This is a genomic window from Sulfurisphaera sp. (assembly GCF_059755235.1).
Genome location: NZ_DBPRYF010000010.1, coordinates 18595 through 35598 on the forward strand (window position 1 = coordinate 18595; position 17004 = coordinate 35598).

Below are 17004 nucleotides of genomic sequence, written 5' to 3' on the forward strand. Positions count from 1 at the left end.
ATATCATTTTTCTGTCTATTATTTAATCATTTCATGGGAAGTCTTCAAACATTATACGTATCTCATTTAGTTCATAGTTAAACTCTGGATTACTCACTAGTCCTTCTAATGTAGTCCCTTCTCTTTTCAAGAATTCCAAGATCTGTTTTTGATATTCCCTTACATTACTAAGATACCGTTCATCCGCTTCATCTCTCCCAACTCTATATCTTGCTACACCTCCCGCAGCGTGCTCTAAGTATAACATATAAAGTATTTTCTCCAGAACATCATCAAACACTATGGTAAATGTGACCACTAGATCTCTTATTTCAACTGGATCTTTCTTTAGGTTTCTAATTGTAGATTCTTCAGGATTATTTTCTAGTTTAAAAGAAATAAAAGTCATGTTAACTTCATCCATAATATTTTTCAAATATTCAAAAGTTCTCATTTTTGGGTTTAACTTCATATAATTAATTATCCTAGCATAAACTTTCCTTAATTCCTTTGGTAGAAGTTTTTCAGTATAGTACATCAAATCTTTTAGCTCTGATTGAGAGATTGGTTTATGGCCAAGCCTTTTCAACTCTTCTTCATCAAAAGATGTCAAAACTATTTTCCTCAGTAGCTCACCAATTTTCATTACTAGTTCTTGTTTATCCATTAAGTCTTCTAACTTGTTAAATATGAAGAGGGGAAATACAACGGTTAAGCCATAGATGGAAAGCAAAGCTTTAGAAAACCTTTCTGCTGAAGAAGCTAAATGAGATATTTTTATATTCTCTTTTCCTTTCCTTGTAAGATTCTTCTCTATATCTTCAGCAGCTTCCAAATAATCAATACCCTCTTCTACAAATTCTGCGAAAATCGATTTTCTACTTGTGGCCAAGAACCTCTTCCCTTATTTTTGATAGATCTGTGAATTCAGTATACTTAGAGTAGACATATTTTAGTATTTCTTTCCTATCTTTTACAATCCACTGTTTAAAGAAGTTGAGGATATCACTATCTACTTTGACTTCGTAATCTCCATTAAGCTCATAAGTGGACTTATGACCAATAACAAAATTCGTGAAAGGATCAACAATATCTTCTTCAATAACTTTAACAACTCCTTTCTCTATTAACATGTTTAATACATCATTAAGCTTTTTACTGTAGGGGCCATAAAGCCAGGGCCTAAAATCAAGGTTAAAGTTTATTCCCTTCTCTCTTTCTAGGAGAAAGAATATCTTCTGAATTTTAGTCGCATTCACTTCAGCCTTTTCCTCCTTAGCGGCCTTGAGGAGGGCAACTAAATAGTTTTCAACTTCGGAATCCATAAATACACATTCTCACTTGCTTTAATAAACTTTAGAGACGGTTGAAAGTACTAAAGCAACAGAAACTCTTTTCCGAGTAGAGAGTGGAAACCACATTTAATATCCTTGAGATAAATTGGTAAAAGTTTGAATTTTAATAGTCTTTGAGATAAACACTACTCAAAGTTACTCTCTTTTTAGTAAACAAAGTGATCTCTGATGAGGGAAATTGGTTACTTACAGTTTTTCCATTAACTCTTTCACTTTTTCAGCGTGATTTTTCCAATGAAGGTTTTTTGCAATTTCCCATGAGTTCAAGCTAAACTCTCGTCTGAGTCTCTCATCCTCTAGGATCTCATTTATTTTATCAACTGATTCCATTTCGTCCTTAACAACAAAACCGTTGTCTTTTATTAATTCTTTACTTCCAAGCCCCTCGTTAACGATAACTGGCATGCCACTTGCCATTGCCTCTAATACTCCCATACCAGGGCCTTTCTCGTGATAACCAAAACGTATAAGAACAGAAGCCTTATCGTAAAGAGTCTGAAGCTCACTTTCCGGTAAAGGGCCAGTAACTATAACCTCTGGGTAGTTCCTCTTAAACTCCTCCATTATTACTTTATCAACCCATGAGCCAGCCATCATCAGTTTGCCTTTTATTCTCTTAGCAATTTCTCCATAAACTTCTGGTCTCCTTCCTTTGTCCCAAAGAGAGACTGTAAGAACCAGCTTATCTCTCTCTAGGTTGATCTTTTCTTTTGGATAACAGCCTGGGTAAACGACCTCTGAGCTAAAACCGTGCTCCTGCAAGATCCTTTTGTTCCAATAGCTGTTAGTTATTATCAATTTACTTTTTGAAAGAACGGCTTTCTCTAGTTGTTTAGGCAAAAACCACTTTACGCCTTGGTTGTCTAGAGAGGTCTCATGGATGTAAACTGCATAATCCTCACCATGGTCCCTCTTTCGCAAATAACCAGTCAAACCAGCAAATTGGTCGTGAAAGAGTGCTTTCCCCTTGATCAAGTCCTTTGCTCTTATTATTCTGTCAAGGTCAACTGTTGCCTCACTCCCTCTATGTTTTGCGTAAAGAGAAGTAAGGAAAGTGAAAATCTTCCTTGAGCCACCTTCAAAAAGGATTTCGTAATTAACGCCTGTCAAATCGTAGTAAGTCTCGCCTTTTCTGTAAGCAATTAACTTTGCTGGAATATTTCTAGCCTCCTCAAGGGCAACCCTTGTAACTCCTCCTTTCCAAAGAATTCTTAAAACAATATTCATTGACATTGAGGATAAATAGAAAAGACATATAAAATGCTTAACGTAGAAGATTAGAGGGTTTAATTTAAAACGTCATTCTTCCTCATTCTTATAAATTCTGTGTTCCTAACCCCATCTTCTATTCCTCCTGGTCCGTTTAGTTTCATCCATAATTACGAGGCACTTCTTCCCCATATTGTCATATATAGGTACATATCTTTTATTCCATTACTTCTCGCTCACCCTAAGATGAAAGTGTTCTTCAAGAAGTTTAATTAAGTACAGCTTCAACTCGACAAGCTTTATGTTTAATATAAGGATTATCGTGAGTTCAATAATATTTGGTCATGGCTATAGTAGAAGAATGAGCCTCTTAGCTTATGTAGGTTTATAAACAATACATGAAAAATTAATAAATATAAAAAAATTAAAATTAAGCTTAACTCAAAATTCGAATGTATGAACAGTGAGATTACTTAACATTCTTCATTCCGAATCTTTATGCGTTAAGTAAATCATGATAATAAAAGTAAAGATGCCTCTTGCTACTTGGATTTAGAAATGATGAAACTAGTGTAAGCCAGATTACACAAGTCATTTGATACTCTATATCGCTGTAAAATCACATTTGATCAATAACTTTCTTGATCTTATCTATAAGTTCTACAGCCTTATTAAAGGCCTTTTCAAACGCTTCGTCACACAAGTTGTCCTCATAGAAGTTTACATGCAATACACCAGCGTTCAGAAGCAAATCATAAAAAGCGTCACTAAGTGAAATTGTAGAGCCATCCGGAAGTTTAACTGGCTTATCGCTTACGTTTTTAACAACGAAATTAAAAAGTTTCCCGTGATTCCAGACTTTTATGGGGATTCCTTTTTTAGCAGCATAAATCTTAATTAAAGCTGTAACAGCACCCCATAGTTTTTCTCCTGCCTGTCTATAGTCTTTTTTCTCCTTAAGTTCTTTAGCCTCTTTATAGTATTCATCAAATAGTTTTTGGTATGTTTCTAAACTGCTTGAAGGCTCTTTATCAAGGTTTTTGATTTCATCCATAACTGCATCTACGCTCCAACCAGTTTCTTTAGAAATTTCTTCAATCCATTCCATATCAAGAGTATTAAGTGTTTCGCCTCTGCGCAGCTTCTCGTAAATTCTGAAAATCTCTGGCCATTCTCTTTTTAAGTCAGATAAGTAAGCTTGTGACTCCAATTAAATCCCTACTTAATATTTCACATTCCTTACTTATATATATTGTAATGCGTAGACTTCTTATGATATTCAATTCCATTTATTTTCTAATTTAAGCCGTTCTACTTTTAGGAAATTAATGTTTACATCATAGTTTCTGACGAGATATCTTATCACATCTTAAATAATCAAAGAGTTTTCAATACTTATTTACTACTTTTTTATAAACTTCAGTCTGAACAGCACTTTGACATTTCGTATAAATATGTTACTGAGTTAACATAAACTTTCAGATTGTACTTAACATATCATTAGCTGAATTTACTTGCACAATATAACCTCAAAAAGCAATAGTCAACAAAAGTCAATTACACGTAATAAGGGACTAAGAAAGGGACTAATTAATACGATCAAAAATTACTTTCTCTATCTATTTCTAATCATTTCACGAAAGTGCACTTCTTCAAACAGTTTGCGTATGTTATCTAGCCCATCATTAAACACTGAAGATTCTGATAATCCCTCTAATATGACTCTTTCTCCCTCTAAGAATTCAAATATTTGTTTTTGATGGTCTCTTACGTTACTAAGATAACGATTATCAGCTTCATTTCTTCCCATGCTATACCTTGTCACGCCTCCTGCAGCATGCTCTAAATATAACGTATAAAGGATTTTCTTCAGTACGTCATTAAATACAGTATTGAATGATACTATTAGATCCACTACTGCAATCGGGTCTGTTTTATACATATCAGCTACAAGTCCTCTGAATAAATCCTTTACTTTAAAGGAGTTAAAAGCTTTGTCGACTTCATCCATTATGCTCTTAAGCTCGTCGTAAGTCCTCATCCTTAGATCTAGGTTTATATAATCGATAACTTTAGCATAAACTTTCCTTAATTCCTCTGGTAGAAGTTTTTCCGTGTAATACATTAGCTCTTTTAGCTCTGACTGAGAAATTGGCTTATGGCCAAGTCTTCTTAATTCTTCTTCGTCGAAAGGCGTTAAGATAACTTTCGTTAAGACTTCACTAATTTTAGTCATTAAATCTTGCTTTTCTCTCAAATCTTCCAACTTGTTAAACATGAAGAGAGGAAATACAACAGTTAAGCCATAGATAGAAAGCAAAGCTTTAGAAAACTTTTCTGCTGAAGAAGCTAGATGGAATATTTTCTATTTTCTTTTCCCTTACTCGTGAGATTCCTCTCTATATCTTCAGCAACTTCTAAATCATCAATACCATCTTGTATAAGTATAACAAAACTTGAATCTTCACTTGTGGCCAAGGACTTCCTCCCTTATCTTTGCTAAGTCAAGGAACTCCTCGTATTTAGAGTAAATATATCCGACAATTTCTTTCCTATCCTTAACAACCCATTGCTTAAAGAAATCTAGGACGTCTTTATCAACTTTAGCTTCACAATCTCCATTAAGTTCATAAGTGCGCTTATGACCAATAACTAAACCAGTAAACGGATCGTCAATAGCTCCTTTATCAACAACTTTGACAACTCCTTTGTCTATCAACCCATATAATACCTTATCAAGCTTCTTAGAATAAGGACCGAAAAGCCAAGGCCTAAAATCGAGATTTAGATTGACACCTTTCTCCCTTTCTAGGAGGAAGAATATCTTTTGAATTTTAGTTGCGTCAACTTCAACCTTCTCCTCCTTTGCGACCTTAAGGAGAGCAATTAAATAATCCTCAACACCAGTCTCCATAAATACACATTAGCCAAGACACTAATAAATTTTGGAGATGGTTGAAAGTGTTAGAAATTCAGCTTAAGTAAAGTTTCTCTTTTGTTATACAAAAAGCGTCTGTGTTGTAGTTTCGCAACGACTTACTTAGCTAACTGTGAAAGTTTAAATTCAACAAAGAATTATAACATTTGTGGAACGAAAAGAACAAACGGCAAAAAAATTTGAGTTTATAATAGGGAAAGAAGATAACATCCTCATTTTACCTAGGGCTATCCGTGAAGAGGCAGGGATTGAAGAAGGAGAGGAAGTTGAGGTCGAGGTTAGAAAAGGGGAAATAATAATCAGAAAAAAGAAGATAGACTTAGAAAAGCTTAAAGAAGCAATGAAGAGGCACGAAGAACTATTAAAACAGATACCTGGAATAAAATATCCTAAGCCTGGGGATGTGTACTACTTAGAAGAAGAGTTCGAAGATGAATAAAATTTTATGTCATTTAATTAAGTTTAAGTTTATGCAATTTATCTACTTTATATTGGAAAAGAAGTAATATTTGTTAATTTAGAATGTTGGTTTAAATAATCACTTTTCATCAATAGCTTTCTTAATTTTATCTATTAAATCTACTGCATGGTTGAAAACAATTTCAAAAACTTCTCCATGCATATTATCTTCATAGAAATTTTCATGTAATGTACGACCATCCGAAAGCAATAACGAAAAAGCTACTTTAAGCGAAATTTCTGAACCATCTGGAAGTTTGACTGGCTTATTGCTTACGTTATTGTCTACAAAATCATAAAGTTTTGCATGGGTCCAAGCGGTAATCCGAATTCCTCTTTTACTCGCATAGAGTTTAATTAAAGCTGTAATAGCATCCCAGAGCTTCTCTCCTGCTTGTTTATAGTCTTTTTTCTCCTTAAGTTCTTTTGCTTCTTTGTAATATTCTTCAAACAACCTCTTGTATTTATTAGCAAGGCTTGGTGGCTCTTTATCGAGGTTTTTGATTTCGTCCATTACAGCATCGACGCTCCACCCTGTTTCTTTAGATAGTTCAACAATCAATTCCATTTCAAGAGTATTAAGAGTTTCGCCTCTTACTAGTTTTTCATGAATTTTAACAACTTCAGGGAATTCTTCTCTTAGTTCAGATAGATAAGTTTCAGCTTCCAAGTTAATCCCTAATTAATATTTCGTTTCTTATTTAATATGTTTATATGAGGGAGTCAAAACAGAAGCATCGTCATAGATTTTGCTAAGAAAGTTAGCAGAGGGATTGTCAAAATAGCTACTTTGTTAAAAGTTAACGTTATAGTGCTACAAAAGACTAAAAAGATGGTTAAATACGTTAGCAATTTAAGGAGGGACTACAGACTTAAACTATACCTAATGCAATGTAATGTGTTCAAAGACGGATGGTAAGCACAAAAGTACGGTTTGAAAGTTTTATACGTTTTACCATCATATTCCTCAACTACATGTCCTAAATGCGAAGAAAAGATTAGAACACTTAAACGTGGCTTTGAGGAACATCGTAACTATGCAGTTGTTATTAACCTTTATGGGAGGGGTCTCTGACCCTCTCGCCTGCTCATAAGTGTGGGAAAGACCACTCAGACCATGAGAACCTTCGCCCTTTAGGGCGAAAGAAGTCAGCCAACTACGATCTTTTTTGCCTCTTCTATCAACTGTACAACTTCGTCAAACGTTTCTTTAAAACCTTCTTCACTCAAGTTGTCTTCATAAAAGTTAAAATGAAGTATTTGCCCCTTATAGAGTAATTCTCTAAAAAGTTTCTTATATTTTTCCTCTACGTTGCTAGAAATAAACCTGTCCATTTCTCCAGCACTCCAATAAATTACCCCAACTCCTTTCTTAGCAGCAAAGAGTTTAATTAGAGCTGTAATAGCCCCCCAAATTTTTTCTCCTGCTTGTCTTCTATCACCCTTCTTTTCCAATTCTTTAGCTTCATTATAGTATTCCTCAAACATTCTTTGATATATTTCGATACGCGAAGAAGGCTCTTTGTCAGCATTCTTTATCTCGTCAACCACATCATCCACGCTCCAGCCAGACTCTTTAGAAATTTCTTCAATCCATTCCATATCAAGAGTATTAAGTGTTTCGCCTTTATTTAATTTCTCATAAATTCTGAAAATTTCTGGCCATTCTCTTTTTAACTCAGATAAATAAGCTTCTGCCTCTAATTTTCTTACTTCCATTTTTCCACAACTATTATATTTCTCGTAAAGATTATTTAAACTTTTATAGTCTACTAGAATAAAAAGCATAAAGCATCATATATAAAAAAGAGAAATCCTCTAGTTAATCTACTGCAAAATTGAAAGCTAACATATAATGAAAGCAATAGTATTGGATAAGACTTCCATGTTAATCTCCTATAACATAAAAAGTCGAGCAATTAATTTTTCCTTATAAATGTATGTCAGATGAACATATATGTAAAGACGTTTTGAAACAAAGATAAGAGGAGAAACCCATGCTTACTGAAAGAGGGGAAAAACGCAATATGGAACAGTTAAAGCGTTCAGAACTATTTAAATGAGAAAATTGCGTTAAAGACAATAGCATGTAACACAAGGAGGATAATAATCTTGAATGACTCTATATTTATTTTAATTATTTTTAGGTTTTTACAGAGCTTTAGTCGCCAGTGTAAAAACGTTAAAACATTAGTATTTCACGAGTAGTTTTCTCTTTACTTAACTACTTTCTCGACATTCACATAATCTGATAGTCTGCTCCAGTCATTGTCGTTTGAAAGGACTTTTTGGATGTTATTAGATTTTGCTATACTAGCTAATGCTGCATCCCCAACATCAACTTTTCTTTTTACTGCTAAATCTATGCTATCTAAAAAATTATCTATGTTTGGGTGTAGCAATGGAATTTTTCTCTTCTTTATTTCCATAATCATTTGTCTTGAGCTTTTTAAAAGTTCCTCAGCCCTATCAACCTTTTTCCTCTTTAAAAACTCCTCGTACTGTTTCCTTACATGATTTAAGTACTCAAATATAACTATTGAAGAAAATGCAATATTTCTATTACCTAAAACCTCAAACAGTCCTTTCCCGTACATTATGATAATGTTTGTATCTACTAGCTCACTCATACCATTTCCCTAAATATTTCTCTGAAAATTCAAGGGAAATATCTAAATGCCTTATCATTTCCTCATCGGAATATCCCTTGCATGTTGGCAAAATTTCTCTTTTCTCTGATAAAGCATTAAACACACCATATACAAATACTACGTACTCTGCTTTCATTAATTTCTCACAATCATCTAACAAAATCGTTATCGCTTCTTCATTTTCGGTTACAGACTTTACTCTTATTCCTACGCCTTCTAGCGCGTCTAAATAGTTAAAGTCACGTTTTGTTGGAAAAACAATAGCTTGTAAATCAGAGTTCTTAACATAATTTATCCAATCATCATAACTTACATAAAATGCAGGCTCTCCTTTTTCGTCTATGTCTATATTCTCAACTCTTTTTACATATTTCAATACGTAATAAAGTCTTTCAAATACTAGATCATAATTAACTTTCTCCTCATCAAGCGCAAGGGGCGAATCTCCTAAGAAGAAAGTTAATGAAGTTAGTAATAGTAAAGATGATAATAAAGTAAAGAATATCTTTTTCTCTGCTTTATTTTCATTTTCTTCTATATTACTAAAATTTTCAAATGTAGCAAAGATTAAGGGACTAGGAACTTCGTTATTAGACTCTTCTATTTTCTCTTCTTTTCCTAGCTTTTTATAGGAGATAATTACTTTCGACACTGCTAAGTTCATGTCACTCCCCTTTTCTCCAGCTTATTTTAGTGGTTACTGCAACGTTATATATTGGTTCGCCTTTCACTGTGCGGTAATTAGTATTTTTTGAGACCATTAAAGCTTCCATTTCTGCCCTAATTATATATTTCTTTTCATCTAATATGTACTCGACCTCTTCGTATGCTGGCTGTTTTTCAATAATATCAATTAGAGTCCAACCATCTGTAGGTACTTTCCCGGGCTCTATCACTGGTTTGTCTTTTACTTCACTCATTGCTTTTTCTGAAGGAAGAATTGATATTCCACCAGCTGGAATAACCTCAAATTGTACTTCATATAGTGAAGGGCCTTGCAGAGGCTTTACGTCAACTATTGCAACCCTCATAATAACTATTGAGTCATCGGATAATTTAACATGGCCACGTCTATAATCCTTAACCTTAAATCTCTCTGATAAATCAGGCAACTGAGACATAGCTATTCGCACTCTCTTCATTTAGTAATATTTTGCTAATATTTTAACCTTAAGTGAAAGATGAGCTACAGTTAAATCGGTACCCTGATTTACTTTTTATGAGTGGAGAAGTAGAAAAAAGAAGAAAATAGGCTTAGCATTTCGCAAGTTCTTTCTGTCAGAGAGTTCTAGCTAAATTCTCCTTTTTCCTCATCGCTCTTTTCTCTAACCTGTTGCCTCTTCCGCAGTTTCATTTAAGTAAATAAAAATGCCTTTCTAAACGAAAGCTTGGAGACATTTTCAGCAATGTAGACTAAATCACGCAGGACCTCAAGAGTCTTAGAATTAGGTCGTCAAAAGTCCTTTCTCGGGGGCAAACAATTTACTAGGGTGTAAAAGCTAACTACTGGTTGTGCAGGAGTCCTTTCCCTGAAACATCTTCTCCAAACTACTAATTAATTACTCTAATTTCTCTTTTTTGAGAAGGCGAGGGCCAATATGAACTCAGTTTGTAGCTCATCAATAACTCATTTTGTTTGTTCTAGTTAATAAGAACGCGGTAAAAATCATTATACCTGAAGTCCAGGCTTTAGAGTCAATCTTTATAAGCTTTCAAAGAAAATGAAAAAGCTGATGCTGTCGTCACGCACATACCAAGTTAATAATTTCGTAGCTGTATTTACCTCTAACACTTCTAATTCTAAATTTTAAATCTACAAATTTTAAACTTTATACAAAGGAAGTGAAATTGCTTAGTGACAAATAGTTCAAGATCTCACAAAATTCTATTTTCAATATAATTATTCAGCTATTATAGAAGGAGCAAAGTTTTTTAAACCATATAACTGCAAAATAACAACGGGGGCGGGGGACATGTTGAAGAGCTAGACAGCTTAATCGTGATGAACCGGACTAGATCTGAATCCCCCGCCTCCTATACTTATACTAATTGCATTCCTTCTAATAAGCGTTTCTATTCATGGTCATTCAACAACTACAACAACTATAGCGATGTGGAAAAGTTCAACGTCTACCGAAACAATTAAATATGGTAAGCAATCATAGAAATTGATAGGCAAAGATGAAAAACTGTATTCGATGAAAAAAGCATTAAGATGCTTGGTGTCTACATAAGGACTCTGCAAAAGTAGGATGAGGAGGGAAAAATACACTTTGTTAGGACTGTTGGTGGTAAACACATAGTGCCTGAGTCAGAGATAAAGAGGATTTTGGGGCTACATGAGGAGAAGAAAGTGATTGGTTATGCCAGAGTATCCTTTCACACCCAGAGAGATGATTTGGAGAGACAAATCGAAGCGATAAGCCAATATGCAAAAGAGCGAGGGCGTTTTCAACTCTCCTTAATCCTTGCTACTTCTGCATAACACCTTTCTTGGAATATTGCATCTAGTTTGTTGAGCGGTACAAGTCTTGAAAATCTTTTTAAATGTCTAAAACAAGGTAAAATTAATGAAAGGCCTAATTGCACTTTCATTGATTATAGTGACAATAGTAGCTTTAGTGCTGGTAACTCATAAAACACAGCAAAACAGTCTTATAACGGGACAAAACTCCACTACATCAATAAAGCAGAACAGTTCTATCATAGTTATAAACACGGTAAGTAAAGGAATTTATCTGCTTAAGAATAGCAGTAGTATTGTTTATATAGTATATTACCAGCCAATAACTAAGCTAAAGATCTTCAATAACACTTTTGTAAATGCGGGACCTTTGTCAACATTTAACGGAGTAGTAGAGTTGCAAAATGCGACTGTGTATCAGAAACTACAGGATCAAAAAGAGTTAACAGTGCAAATTTACAATGGCACATGGGAAAGTATAACCCTTGTTATCTCTTACACTTCACAAAGTTTACAGCCCTATGCCTTTCTAGTTCCTAGTGAAGAAATAATGCCTTTCTAACTTTTCTTGTATAATCTATTTAGCTTTGATAGTAAGTGTCCAGAGTTTGCACTCATTAGGAGCTCTTAAAAAGGTCTGTTTAGTAGTAGTATAGCAATATACGTGTTCAACGCGAAGAAAAGCCAAAGGGTGGAGTAACATGGTTAAAGTAATTTTAAATGCTGGTGGTCATCTTCAGTTTCAAAACTATTCTGGTGAATGAAGAACTTTAGTGACTTCTTACGAAGAGAACAAACTTCCTATTCTGAAATGGAAACTCCAAGGCTTTCGCTTCTATTTCAATTAACTGGTTTTTCAGCCTCTTTAGCGTTTAAAGACAAATAAATGGCAAGGGTCTAGTTAACTATTTGATAGAGATTTAAGTCTTCTTTACTCGATCTTTCTACTAAGAAATGAGGAATTTTATATGAGTTATAGTACTATTAACTTGAAATAATGCTGATAGATGAAATAAGAATGGCCAGTTTGTTGCATAAAGAGCTTGGAATTAGCTATTTTCAATTTTTGAGGGGATACTTCACAAAAGGTAGGGTTGTAACTATACGTATCAAAAATTCATCTGTCAAAATGGATATTTATAAAGCATACTATTTAGCTAAAATTTTGAAGAATATAGAAGATCATGGATGGAAAATAATTGACAGTGCCAATAATCTAGTAGTATATGAAAATAAGCAAAAAGGGTTAAAGTTCTACTCTAGGATCGATGATATCTTAGATTTCACTAGCGTAATTAATGAGGTTTTTGTCCAAGAGCTTTACAAAGCAAATGTAAAAAACAAGGTTGTAATTGATGTTGGTGCTTATCGAGGGGAATCAGCAATCTATTTTGCTCTACAAGGGGCGAAAAAGGTAATTGCACTAGAGCCAGATGAAGAGAACCACAAGTTGGCTTTGATGAACGTGAAGGAGAATAGGTTAGAGGACAGGGTTGTCTTGTTAAACAAGGCTGTTGCAGCTAAAGAAGGTGTTATTAGCCTCTACAGATACTCTTATCCTTCAGATCTTGGCTCAACAGATCCTAGTAATATGCCTTCCGAAACAGTTAAATATTTGATAGACAAAGATATATTTTGATAGACAAAGATGGAAAAGCTCTATTCAATGAAAGAAGCATCAGAGATGCTTGGTGTCAATTTAAGGACTTTGCAAAGGTGGGATGAGGAAGGAAAGATACACTGTGTCAGAACTGTTGGTGGCAAACGCAGAGTCCCAGAGTCAGAGATTAAGAGGATTCTAGGGCTACATGAGGAGAAGAAAGTGATTGGGTATGCTAGAGTATCCTCCAACACACAGAGAGATGACTTAGAGAGGCAGATTGAAGCTATAACTCAGTATGCAAAAGAACAAGGATGGAATGTTGAAATCCTCAAAGACATTGGCAGTGGGCTAAATGAGGAAAGAAAAAACTTTCAAAAACTTCTCAAAATGGTTATGGACAAGAAAGTGTCAAAAGTTATTATCACGTACCCAGACAGGCTGACAAGGTTTGGGTTCAAGACCTTGCAGCAGTTCTTTCAAAACTACGGCACTGAAATTATTGTGATAAATCAAGAAGAAGAGAAGGAGCCAAAGGAGGAGTTGGTAGAGGACTTAATAACGATTGTCTCTCACTTCGCTGGCAAGCTCTATGGCAAGAGGAGTCGTAAGTACAAGGAGGTAGTCGAGAGTGCAAAAAGACTCATACAAGATCGTTAGCTATAAGGTTAAGCATAACTACAACATTATCGATTTTCTGCTCAGCTACCGCTCTCTGTTGCAAAAAGCAGTAGATATAATCTGGGAGAACATCACATGGGTTGAAAAATGGGAGGAGAGATGCTATGAGGTTGAAAGCGGAAGGAAGAGAAAGAAAAAGTGCTATCAAATTAAACGACTCGTCCCACTGCTTCCAAAGACTAGGGAGTTTAAAAACTCGCTTAGGAAAGAGCTGTTAAAGGGCTGGGTGTATGCTTCCCACTATGTTGATTCTGCAATAAAAGTAGCTTATTCTATTTTGAAGTCTTGGAAGAGAAATTATCTTAAGGGAGAAAGAAGGAGAACAAAACCTACTGTCAAGAAACTTTTTGTTAGAGTCAAAGAAACGCTCTATACCTACAAGAATGGAAAAATCAGGGTGACAGTAGTCCCTAGGAAACTATATTTAGAGTTTGACTTAGCAAAAGCTTGGTTTAAGAACAGGGTTAAAGGGCTGGATCTGGGAGAGCTGATACTGACAAGGAACGAATTAATAATTACTTTCAGAAGACCAAAAGAGGAGAAAAATCACATCGAATATATTGGTTGGGACTCAAACTTGTTCAGCCTTGATGGCTTTTCACCGAGGTATGGGTGGATAAAAATTGATTTGAGTGAACTGTACCACATCCACAGAGTTCATGAAATAAAGAGACAAGTCGCTCAAAGCGTAGCTAGTAAGAAAAACGCAGTGGAGGAGAGAGTGACTAGGCACGGAGAGAGGGAGAGAAACAGAGCTAAGGACTACGTGCACAAACTCACTAATGCACTCACGAGGATATTTCCAAATGCTGTGCACGGTTTCGAGGACTTGAACAAAGAGGGGATGTTCAACACCTCGAAAGACCACAACAGAGAGATTGCTAAACAAAACTGGAGGCAAATAGTCAGCTATATGAAATACAAAACTGAAACGAAATTAGTTGATCCTAGGTACACTTCATCCACCTGTCCTAGATGCGGAGGATGGATGGTAAAGCTCCAAGAGGGGCAGGTGGTTAGGTGTTTAAAGTGTGGATTAGAACTAGACAGACAGCTGTGCGGAGCAATAAACATCTACCTCAAAATGTGTGGCTTTCCCCAGAGCCCGAGCACCTTCTTCCGTGCGGTGATTAAAAAGATGATCCCTCGGTGGAAGGTTCAAATGAGGGCTCTGGGTGGGGTTGCCACGAAAGGGGGTAAGGGTGATGATATGCCACCGATGAACTCAAGAGGGTGGCTGAGCCTGATGAACTCCAAGGCTTTCATAGGTCTATGAATGCCTATGAAAGCTGAACCCCTAATGTTATCGATAAGTTAATAGTTAAGCAAGTTGAAGCAATAACGCTAAACCAAGTACTAAAAATGGCAAGTGAAGAAAGAATAGGGCTACTCAAATTAGATTGTGAAGGGTGTGAGTATTCCGTCTTAAACTCATTTTCTGATTTTGACGTAATTGATAGTATAGTCTTGGAATATCACAATGGTGTTCAGAACTTACCTAGTTTGCTGAAAAGTCATAATTTCGAAATATCGATAGAAAAAAGAGATGAGAAAATTGGAATCATAAGAGCTTTCAAAAGATAATCATCTTTAGGTTAACTGAATACATCATACGTAATGCTAATATCGCTTTTAGTTTTAGGGTCTCAAAAGTCTCCTCTTTTCTCATTCTAACTTTTGTATGGCAACCTCACAACCTCTTATAGTTTGTTCTCTTCAAAGAGTTATGATATCATTGCACTACTTATGAGATCTTACTCAGTCAGAACACAAACCTTATCTTATTCTCTTTGTCAGATGTAAAATTCAGAGTTAATGGTAATAAGTACTTAAATTGGTTACATAAGGATTTATACGGTAAATTATTAATTTATAAAACATTTAAATGGACACTGGCCAGTATCCCTTTTACAATTTTGTAGTTGCTGGCCAGTACCCTAGGAACAGTTATTATAAAACTACCTAGATGAAGCTGACTGATTACACAATAATATTTAAATAACTATTGTTTGACCAATAACTGAATCCATCATGATTAAAGTTTTTGAGTTTAAAGGAGGTCTCAGAAAATCTACTGAGTATCACTTCGTTATTGACGACAATAAATTAATTCATTTATCTAAATATGCTATTTCGGTTCAAGATAAAGGAGATCATATTGAGTATGAAGTAGATCTTAGTAAATTAAGTGGTAAAAATATCATTGAGATCTCAGTTAGTAACTCTGGAATAATATGTCTTGCTGATGAATATCCTGCTGGAGACCTAGCCTTACCATATCAATCTAAAAGGGTGATAAATAGACCTCTTTCTTATCTTAACAATCTTGAGTTTATACACTTAACATCGGATGAGAAGAAATTCGTTCAAGGTGATTGGAAACAGTATTACATCCCTATGATTGAACAAATTCGAATGTTTCTCGACTCGGTTAAGAATAATAAATTGAATTTACTTAAGGGCAATACATCAGATGTATTTATCTCATTACCCCAATTGCTTCAATGTCAAATTGAAAGCAATGCAAACTATCCTTTATCATACTTAATACCTTACTCTTCTAATAATAAATCTAACAAAAACAAAGAACCTAGAGAGATGTCTTTAGAGGGATTAACTAAGGAAATTCATCAGATTTGGATAGCTTCACGCATAATTGAGGAATTAGACAAGCTTAATGCTCTTAAAAGCTTCACTTCATTCTCTGATAATTTCAAATCTTTAGACTTTAAGCAAAGCCCTTCATATCCTATAGCAATCTTTAACTGTAGCTGCGGTACTTGCTCTCTTTGGTATGAGTTCGACTTAGATGTACATACCATGTGTGACGGTATGTTTAGAGATGCTATACGTGTCAAGCCTTCTTCCATACAGTTACCAGATAATACATCTAAATCATTAAGAGAAATGGAGCAAGAGCTTACTAATATGCCTCTACCCTATGCGAGGTACTTGAGGAAAATATATGAAAATGCGGAAATTGACCTAAGCAAACTACCTAGCGGGATAAGGAAAATATATGAAAGGGCAAGAAATACACCTGTTTACCAGGATTTATCTAAGGCAAAGCGTAGCAATAGAGCAGCCTTAAGGCCAGACATAGTAATTTTATGTAATATTAATAACTGCAACGACCTCCAGAAAGCTAATGAGATCAAAGTCAAAGCCTTTATTGAGTGTAAAGACAGAGACTTTGGAGAGTGGCAAGGAGAGATTGATACCCAGATAATTCCGTATAGGCAAATGCTTCGCTCAGATATCGCAATGGTTGCTTCCCTTAAGAAAGCCCCAAATAACATTAAGGATTGGTTAGCTAGCAAAGGAATTAAAGTTATTGACGAAGTATATCCAGGAGGTAAGGGAGAAAAGGATCTGCTTCAGATTATTACCAGCTTATAGCGAGAAAGACTAAGTGACTCAGACTAGCGACCTCATTTTACAATTTTTCTACTTATACTTCATTCTGTTAGAGGGGATTAAGTAAAGGAAAACTGGTAACGTCAATAGCCTTCACTTTTGCTAAAATCATTAAATGTTAGAGTTTTCGGGAATGTCTATGGTTTATAGCGTTGAAACGCTAATAGGGGATCATTATGAGAGGGCAAACTATTGTTAATTTAAAACTTAATTTTTATATCGTTTCTGAGTATATCATATCTTGTAGAGAG

19 protein-coding genes and 2 pseudogenes are annotated in these 17004 nt (G+C 35.0%); 9 read left to right on the forward strand and 12 right to left on the reverse strand.

The genetic code is table 11. The features are described 5' to 3' along the window. Positions 1 to 31: 31 nt before the first annotated feature. The 7 genes from AC3OCB_RS00825 to AC3OCB_RS00855 all read right to left on the reverse strand — a co-directional run bounded on the left by AC3OCB_RS00825 (position 32) and on the right by AC3OCB_RS00855 (position 5457). Positions 32 to 871 (reverse strand): hypothetical protein, encoded by an 840-nt coding sequence (locus AC3OCB_RS00825; protein ID WP_498340263.1) that lies wholly within the window; start codon positions 869 to 871, stop codon positions 32 to 34. After that, a complete protein-coding gene (locus AC3OCB_RS00830) occupies positions 858 to 1304 on the reverse strand; it encodes a conjugal transfer protein (protein ID WP_498340265.1) in 447 nt (148 codons plus the stop codon). Before AC3OCB_RS00830 ends, AC3OCB_RS00825 begins: the two co-directional genes overlap by 14 nt. A 216-nt stretch (positions 1305 to 1520) precedes the next feature. After that, a complete protein-coding gene (locus AC3OCB_RS00835; RefSeq protein ID WP_498340327.1) occupies positions 1521 to 2561 on the reverse strand; it encodes a glycosyltransferase family 4 protein in 1041 nt (346 codons plus the stop codon). Between the two features lie 601 nt (positions 2562 to 3162). Further along, complete coding sequence (locus AC3OCB_RS00840) at positions 3163 to 3753, reverse strand: PaREP1 family protein (protein ID WP_498340267.1); 591 nt, start codon at positions 3751 to 3753, stop codon at positions 3163 to 3165. Between the two features lie 405 nt (positions 3754 to 4158). Continuing rightward, on the reverse strand, positions 4159 to 4800 hold the full coding sequence (locus AC3OCB_RS00845) for a hypothetical protein (RefSeq protein ID WP_498340269.1): 642 nt from the start codon (positions 4798 to 4800) through the stop codon (positions 4159 to 4161). 92 nt (positions 4801 to 4892) lie between these two features. Further along, positions 4893 to 5021: a hypothetical protein gene (locus AC3OCB_RS00850; RefSeq protein WP_498340270.1), complete on the reverse strand. Its 129-nt coding sequence runs from the start codon at positions 5019 to 5021 to the stop codon at positions 4893 to 4895. Then, positions 5008 to 5457 (reverse strand): conjugal transfer protein, encoded by a 450-nt coding sequence (locus AC3OCB_RS00855; protein ID WP_498340271.1) that lies wholly within the window; start codon positions 5455 to 5457, stop codon positions 5008 to 5010. The genes AC3OCB_RS00850 and AC3OCB_RS00855 overlap by 14 nt, the downstream gene beginning before the upstream one ends. Positions 5458 to 5629: 172 nt before the next feature. Here AC3OCB_RS00855 and AC3OCB_RS00860 point away from each other — a divergent pair, with 172 nt between their 5' ends. Further along, positions 5630 to 5920, forward strand: a complete 291-nt coding sequence (locus AC3OCB_RS00860) for an AbrB/MazE/SpoVT family DNA-binding domain-containing protein (RefSeq protein WP_498340272.1) — start codon at positions 5630 to 5632, stop codon at positions 5918 to 5920. A 99-nt stretch (positions 5921 to 6019) separates the two neighbouring features. On the opposite strand, the gene AC3OCB_RS00865 is transcribed toward AC3OCB_RS00860, so the two are convergent. Then, positions 6020 to 6610, reverse strand: coding sequence for a PaREP1 family protein (locus AC3OCB_RS00865; RefSeq protein ID WP_498340273.1), 591 nt, complete (start codon positions 6608 to 6610; stop codon positions 6020 to 6022). Between the two features lie 261 nt (positions 6611 to 6871). On the opposite strand from AC3OCB_RS00865, the pseudogene AC3OCB_RS00870 reads away from it, so the two are divergent. Then, positions 6872 to 7015 (forward strand): annotated as a pseudogene (locus AC3OCB_RS00870) (RNA-guided endonuclease TnpB family protein); the annotation flags it as partial. Between the two features lie 74 nt (positions 7016 to 7089). On the opposite strand, the gene AC3OCB_RS00875 reads toward AC3OCB_RS00870, so the two are convergent. From AC3OCB_RS00875 to AC3OCB_RS00890, 4 genes are all read right to left on the reverse strand, one after another. Beyond that, positions 7090 to 7659 (reverse strand): PaREP1 family protein, encoded by a 570-nt coding sequence (locus AC3OCB_RS00875; RefSeq protein WP_498340274.1) that lies wholly within the window; start codon positions 7657 to 7659, stop codon positions 7090 to 7092. Between the two features lie 497 nt (positions 7660 to 8156). Further along, complete coding sequence (locus tag AC3OCB_RS00880) at positions 8157 to 8570, reverse strand: type II toxin-antitoxin system VapC family toxin (protein ID WP_498340275.1); 414 nt, start codon at positions 8568 to 8570, stop codon at positions 8157 to 8159. Next, on the reverse strand, positions 8563 to 9255 hold the full coding sequence (locus AC3OCB_RS00885) for a hypothetical protein (protein WP_498340276.1): 693 nt from the start codon (positions 9253 to 9255) through the stop codon (positions 8563 to 8565). The genes AC3OCB_RS00880 and AC3OCB_RS00885 overlap by 8 nt, the downstream gene beginning before the upstream one ends. A gap of 1 nt (position 9256) precedes the next feature. Beyond that, the gene (locus AC3OCB_RS00890) at positions 9257 to 9733 is read right to left on the reverse strand and encodes a hypothetical protein (RefSeq protein ID WP_498340277.1); all 477 of its coding nucleotides are present in this window, start codon (positions 9731 to 9733) and stop codon (positions 9257 to 9259) included. A gap of 1056 nt (positions 9734 to 10789) precedes the next feature. Between AC3OCB_RS00890 and AC3OCB_RS00895 the strand changes: the two are divergent. From AC3OCB_RS00895 to AC3OCB_RS00925, 7 genes and pseudogenes are all read left to right on the forward strand, one after another. Beyond that, a pseudogene (locus AC3OCB_RS00895) lies at positions 10790 to 11037 on the forward strand (recombinase family protein); the annotation flags it as partial. A gap of 124 nt (positions 11038 to 11161) precedes the next feature. Beyond that, positions 11162 to 11617, forward strand: coding sequence for a hypothetical protein (locus tag AC3OCB_RS00900; RefSeq protein ID WP_498340278.1), 456 nt, complete (start codon positions 11162 to 11164; stop codon positions 11615 to 11617). 435 nt (positions 11618 to 12052) lie between these two features. Next, on the forward strand, positions 12053 to 12694 hold the full coding sequence (locus AC3OCB_RS00905; RefSeq protein ID WP_498340279.1) for an FkbM family methyltransferase: 642 nt from the start codon (positions 12053 to 12055) through the stop codon (positions 12692 to 12694). Between the two features lie 9 nt (positions 12695 to 12703). Continuing rightward, entirely contained in the window at positions 12704 to 13315 is a 612-nt protein-coding gene (locus tag AC3OCB_RS00910; protein ID WP_498340280.1) for an IS607 family transposase, read from the forward strand. Continuing rightward, positions 13287 to 14612, forward strand: a complete 1326-nt coding sequence (locus tag AC3OCB_RS00915; RefSeq protein WP_498340281.1) for a zinc ribbon domain-containing protein — start codon at positions 13287 to 13289, stop codon at positions 14610 to 14612. The genes AC3OCB_RS00910 and AC3OCB_RS00915 overlap by 29 nt, the downstream gene beginning before the upstream one ends. A gap of 41 nt (positions 14613 to 14653) precedes the next feature. After that, positions 14654 to 14920, forward strand: a complete 267-nt coding sequence (locus tag AC3OCB_RS00920; protein WP_498340328.1) for an FkbM family methyltransferase — start codon at positions 14654 to 14656, stop codon at positions 14918 to 14920. A 447-nt stretch (positions 14921 to 15367) separates the two neighbouring features. Next, positions 15368 to 16735: a hypothetical protein gene (locus AC3OCB_RS00925; protein ID WP_498340282.1), complete on the forward strand. Its 1368-nt coding sequence runs from the start codon at positions 15368 to 15370 to the stop codon at positions 16733 to 16735. Positions 16736 to 17004: the final 269 nt, after the last annotated feature.

Excerpts from the sequence above, each read along its gene's own strand:
- AC3OCB_RS00830 (WP_498340265.1), bottom strand. The coding sequence starts at position 1,304 with ATGGATTCCGAAGTTGAAAACTATTTAGTTGCCCTCCTCAAGGCCGCT.
- AC3OCB_RS00835 (WP_498340327.1), bottom strand. The coding sequence starts at position 2,561 with ATGAATATTGTTTTAAGAATTCTTTGGAAAGGAGGAGTTACAAGGGTT.
- AC3OCB_RS00855 (WP_498340271.1), bottom strand. The coding sequence starts at position 5,457 with ATGGAGACTGGTGTTGAGGATTATTTAATTGCTCTCCTTAAGGTCGCA.
- AC3OCB_RS00875 (WP_498340274.1), bottom strand. The coding sequence starts at position 7,659 with ATGGAAGTAAGAAAATTAGAGGCAGAAGCTTATTTATCTGAGTTAAAA.
- AC3OCB_RS00880 (WP_498340275.1), bottom strand. The coding sequence starts at position 8,570 with ATGAGTGAGCTAGTAGATACAAACATTATCATAATGTACGGGAAAGGA.
- AC3OCB_RS00885 (WP_498340276.1), bottom strand. The coding sequence starts at position 9,255 with ATGAACTTAGCAGTGTCGAAAGTAATTATCTCCTATAAAAAGCTAGGA.
- AC3OCB_RS00890 (WP_498340277.1), bottom strand. The coding sequence starts at position 9,733 with ATGAAGAGAGTGCGAATAGCTATGTCTCAGTTGCCTGATTTATCAGAG.
- AC3OCB_RS00900 (WP_498340278.1), top strand. The coding sequence starts at position 11,162 with ATGAAAGGCCTAATTGCACTTTCATTGATTATAGTGACAATAGTAGCT.
- AC3OCB_RS00905 (WP_498340279.1), top strand. The coding sequence starts at position 12,053 with ATGCTGATAGATGAAATAAGAATGGCCAGTTTGTTGCATAAAGAGCTT.
- AC3OCB_RS00910 (WP_498340280.1), top strand. The coding sequence starts at position 12,704 with ATGGAAAAGCTCTATTCAATGAAAGAAGCATCAGAGATGCTTGGTGTC.
- AC3OCB_RS00925 (WP_498340282.1), top strand. The coding sequence starts at position 15,368 with ATGATTAAAGTTTTTGAGTTTAAAGGAGGTCTCAGAAAATCTACTGAG.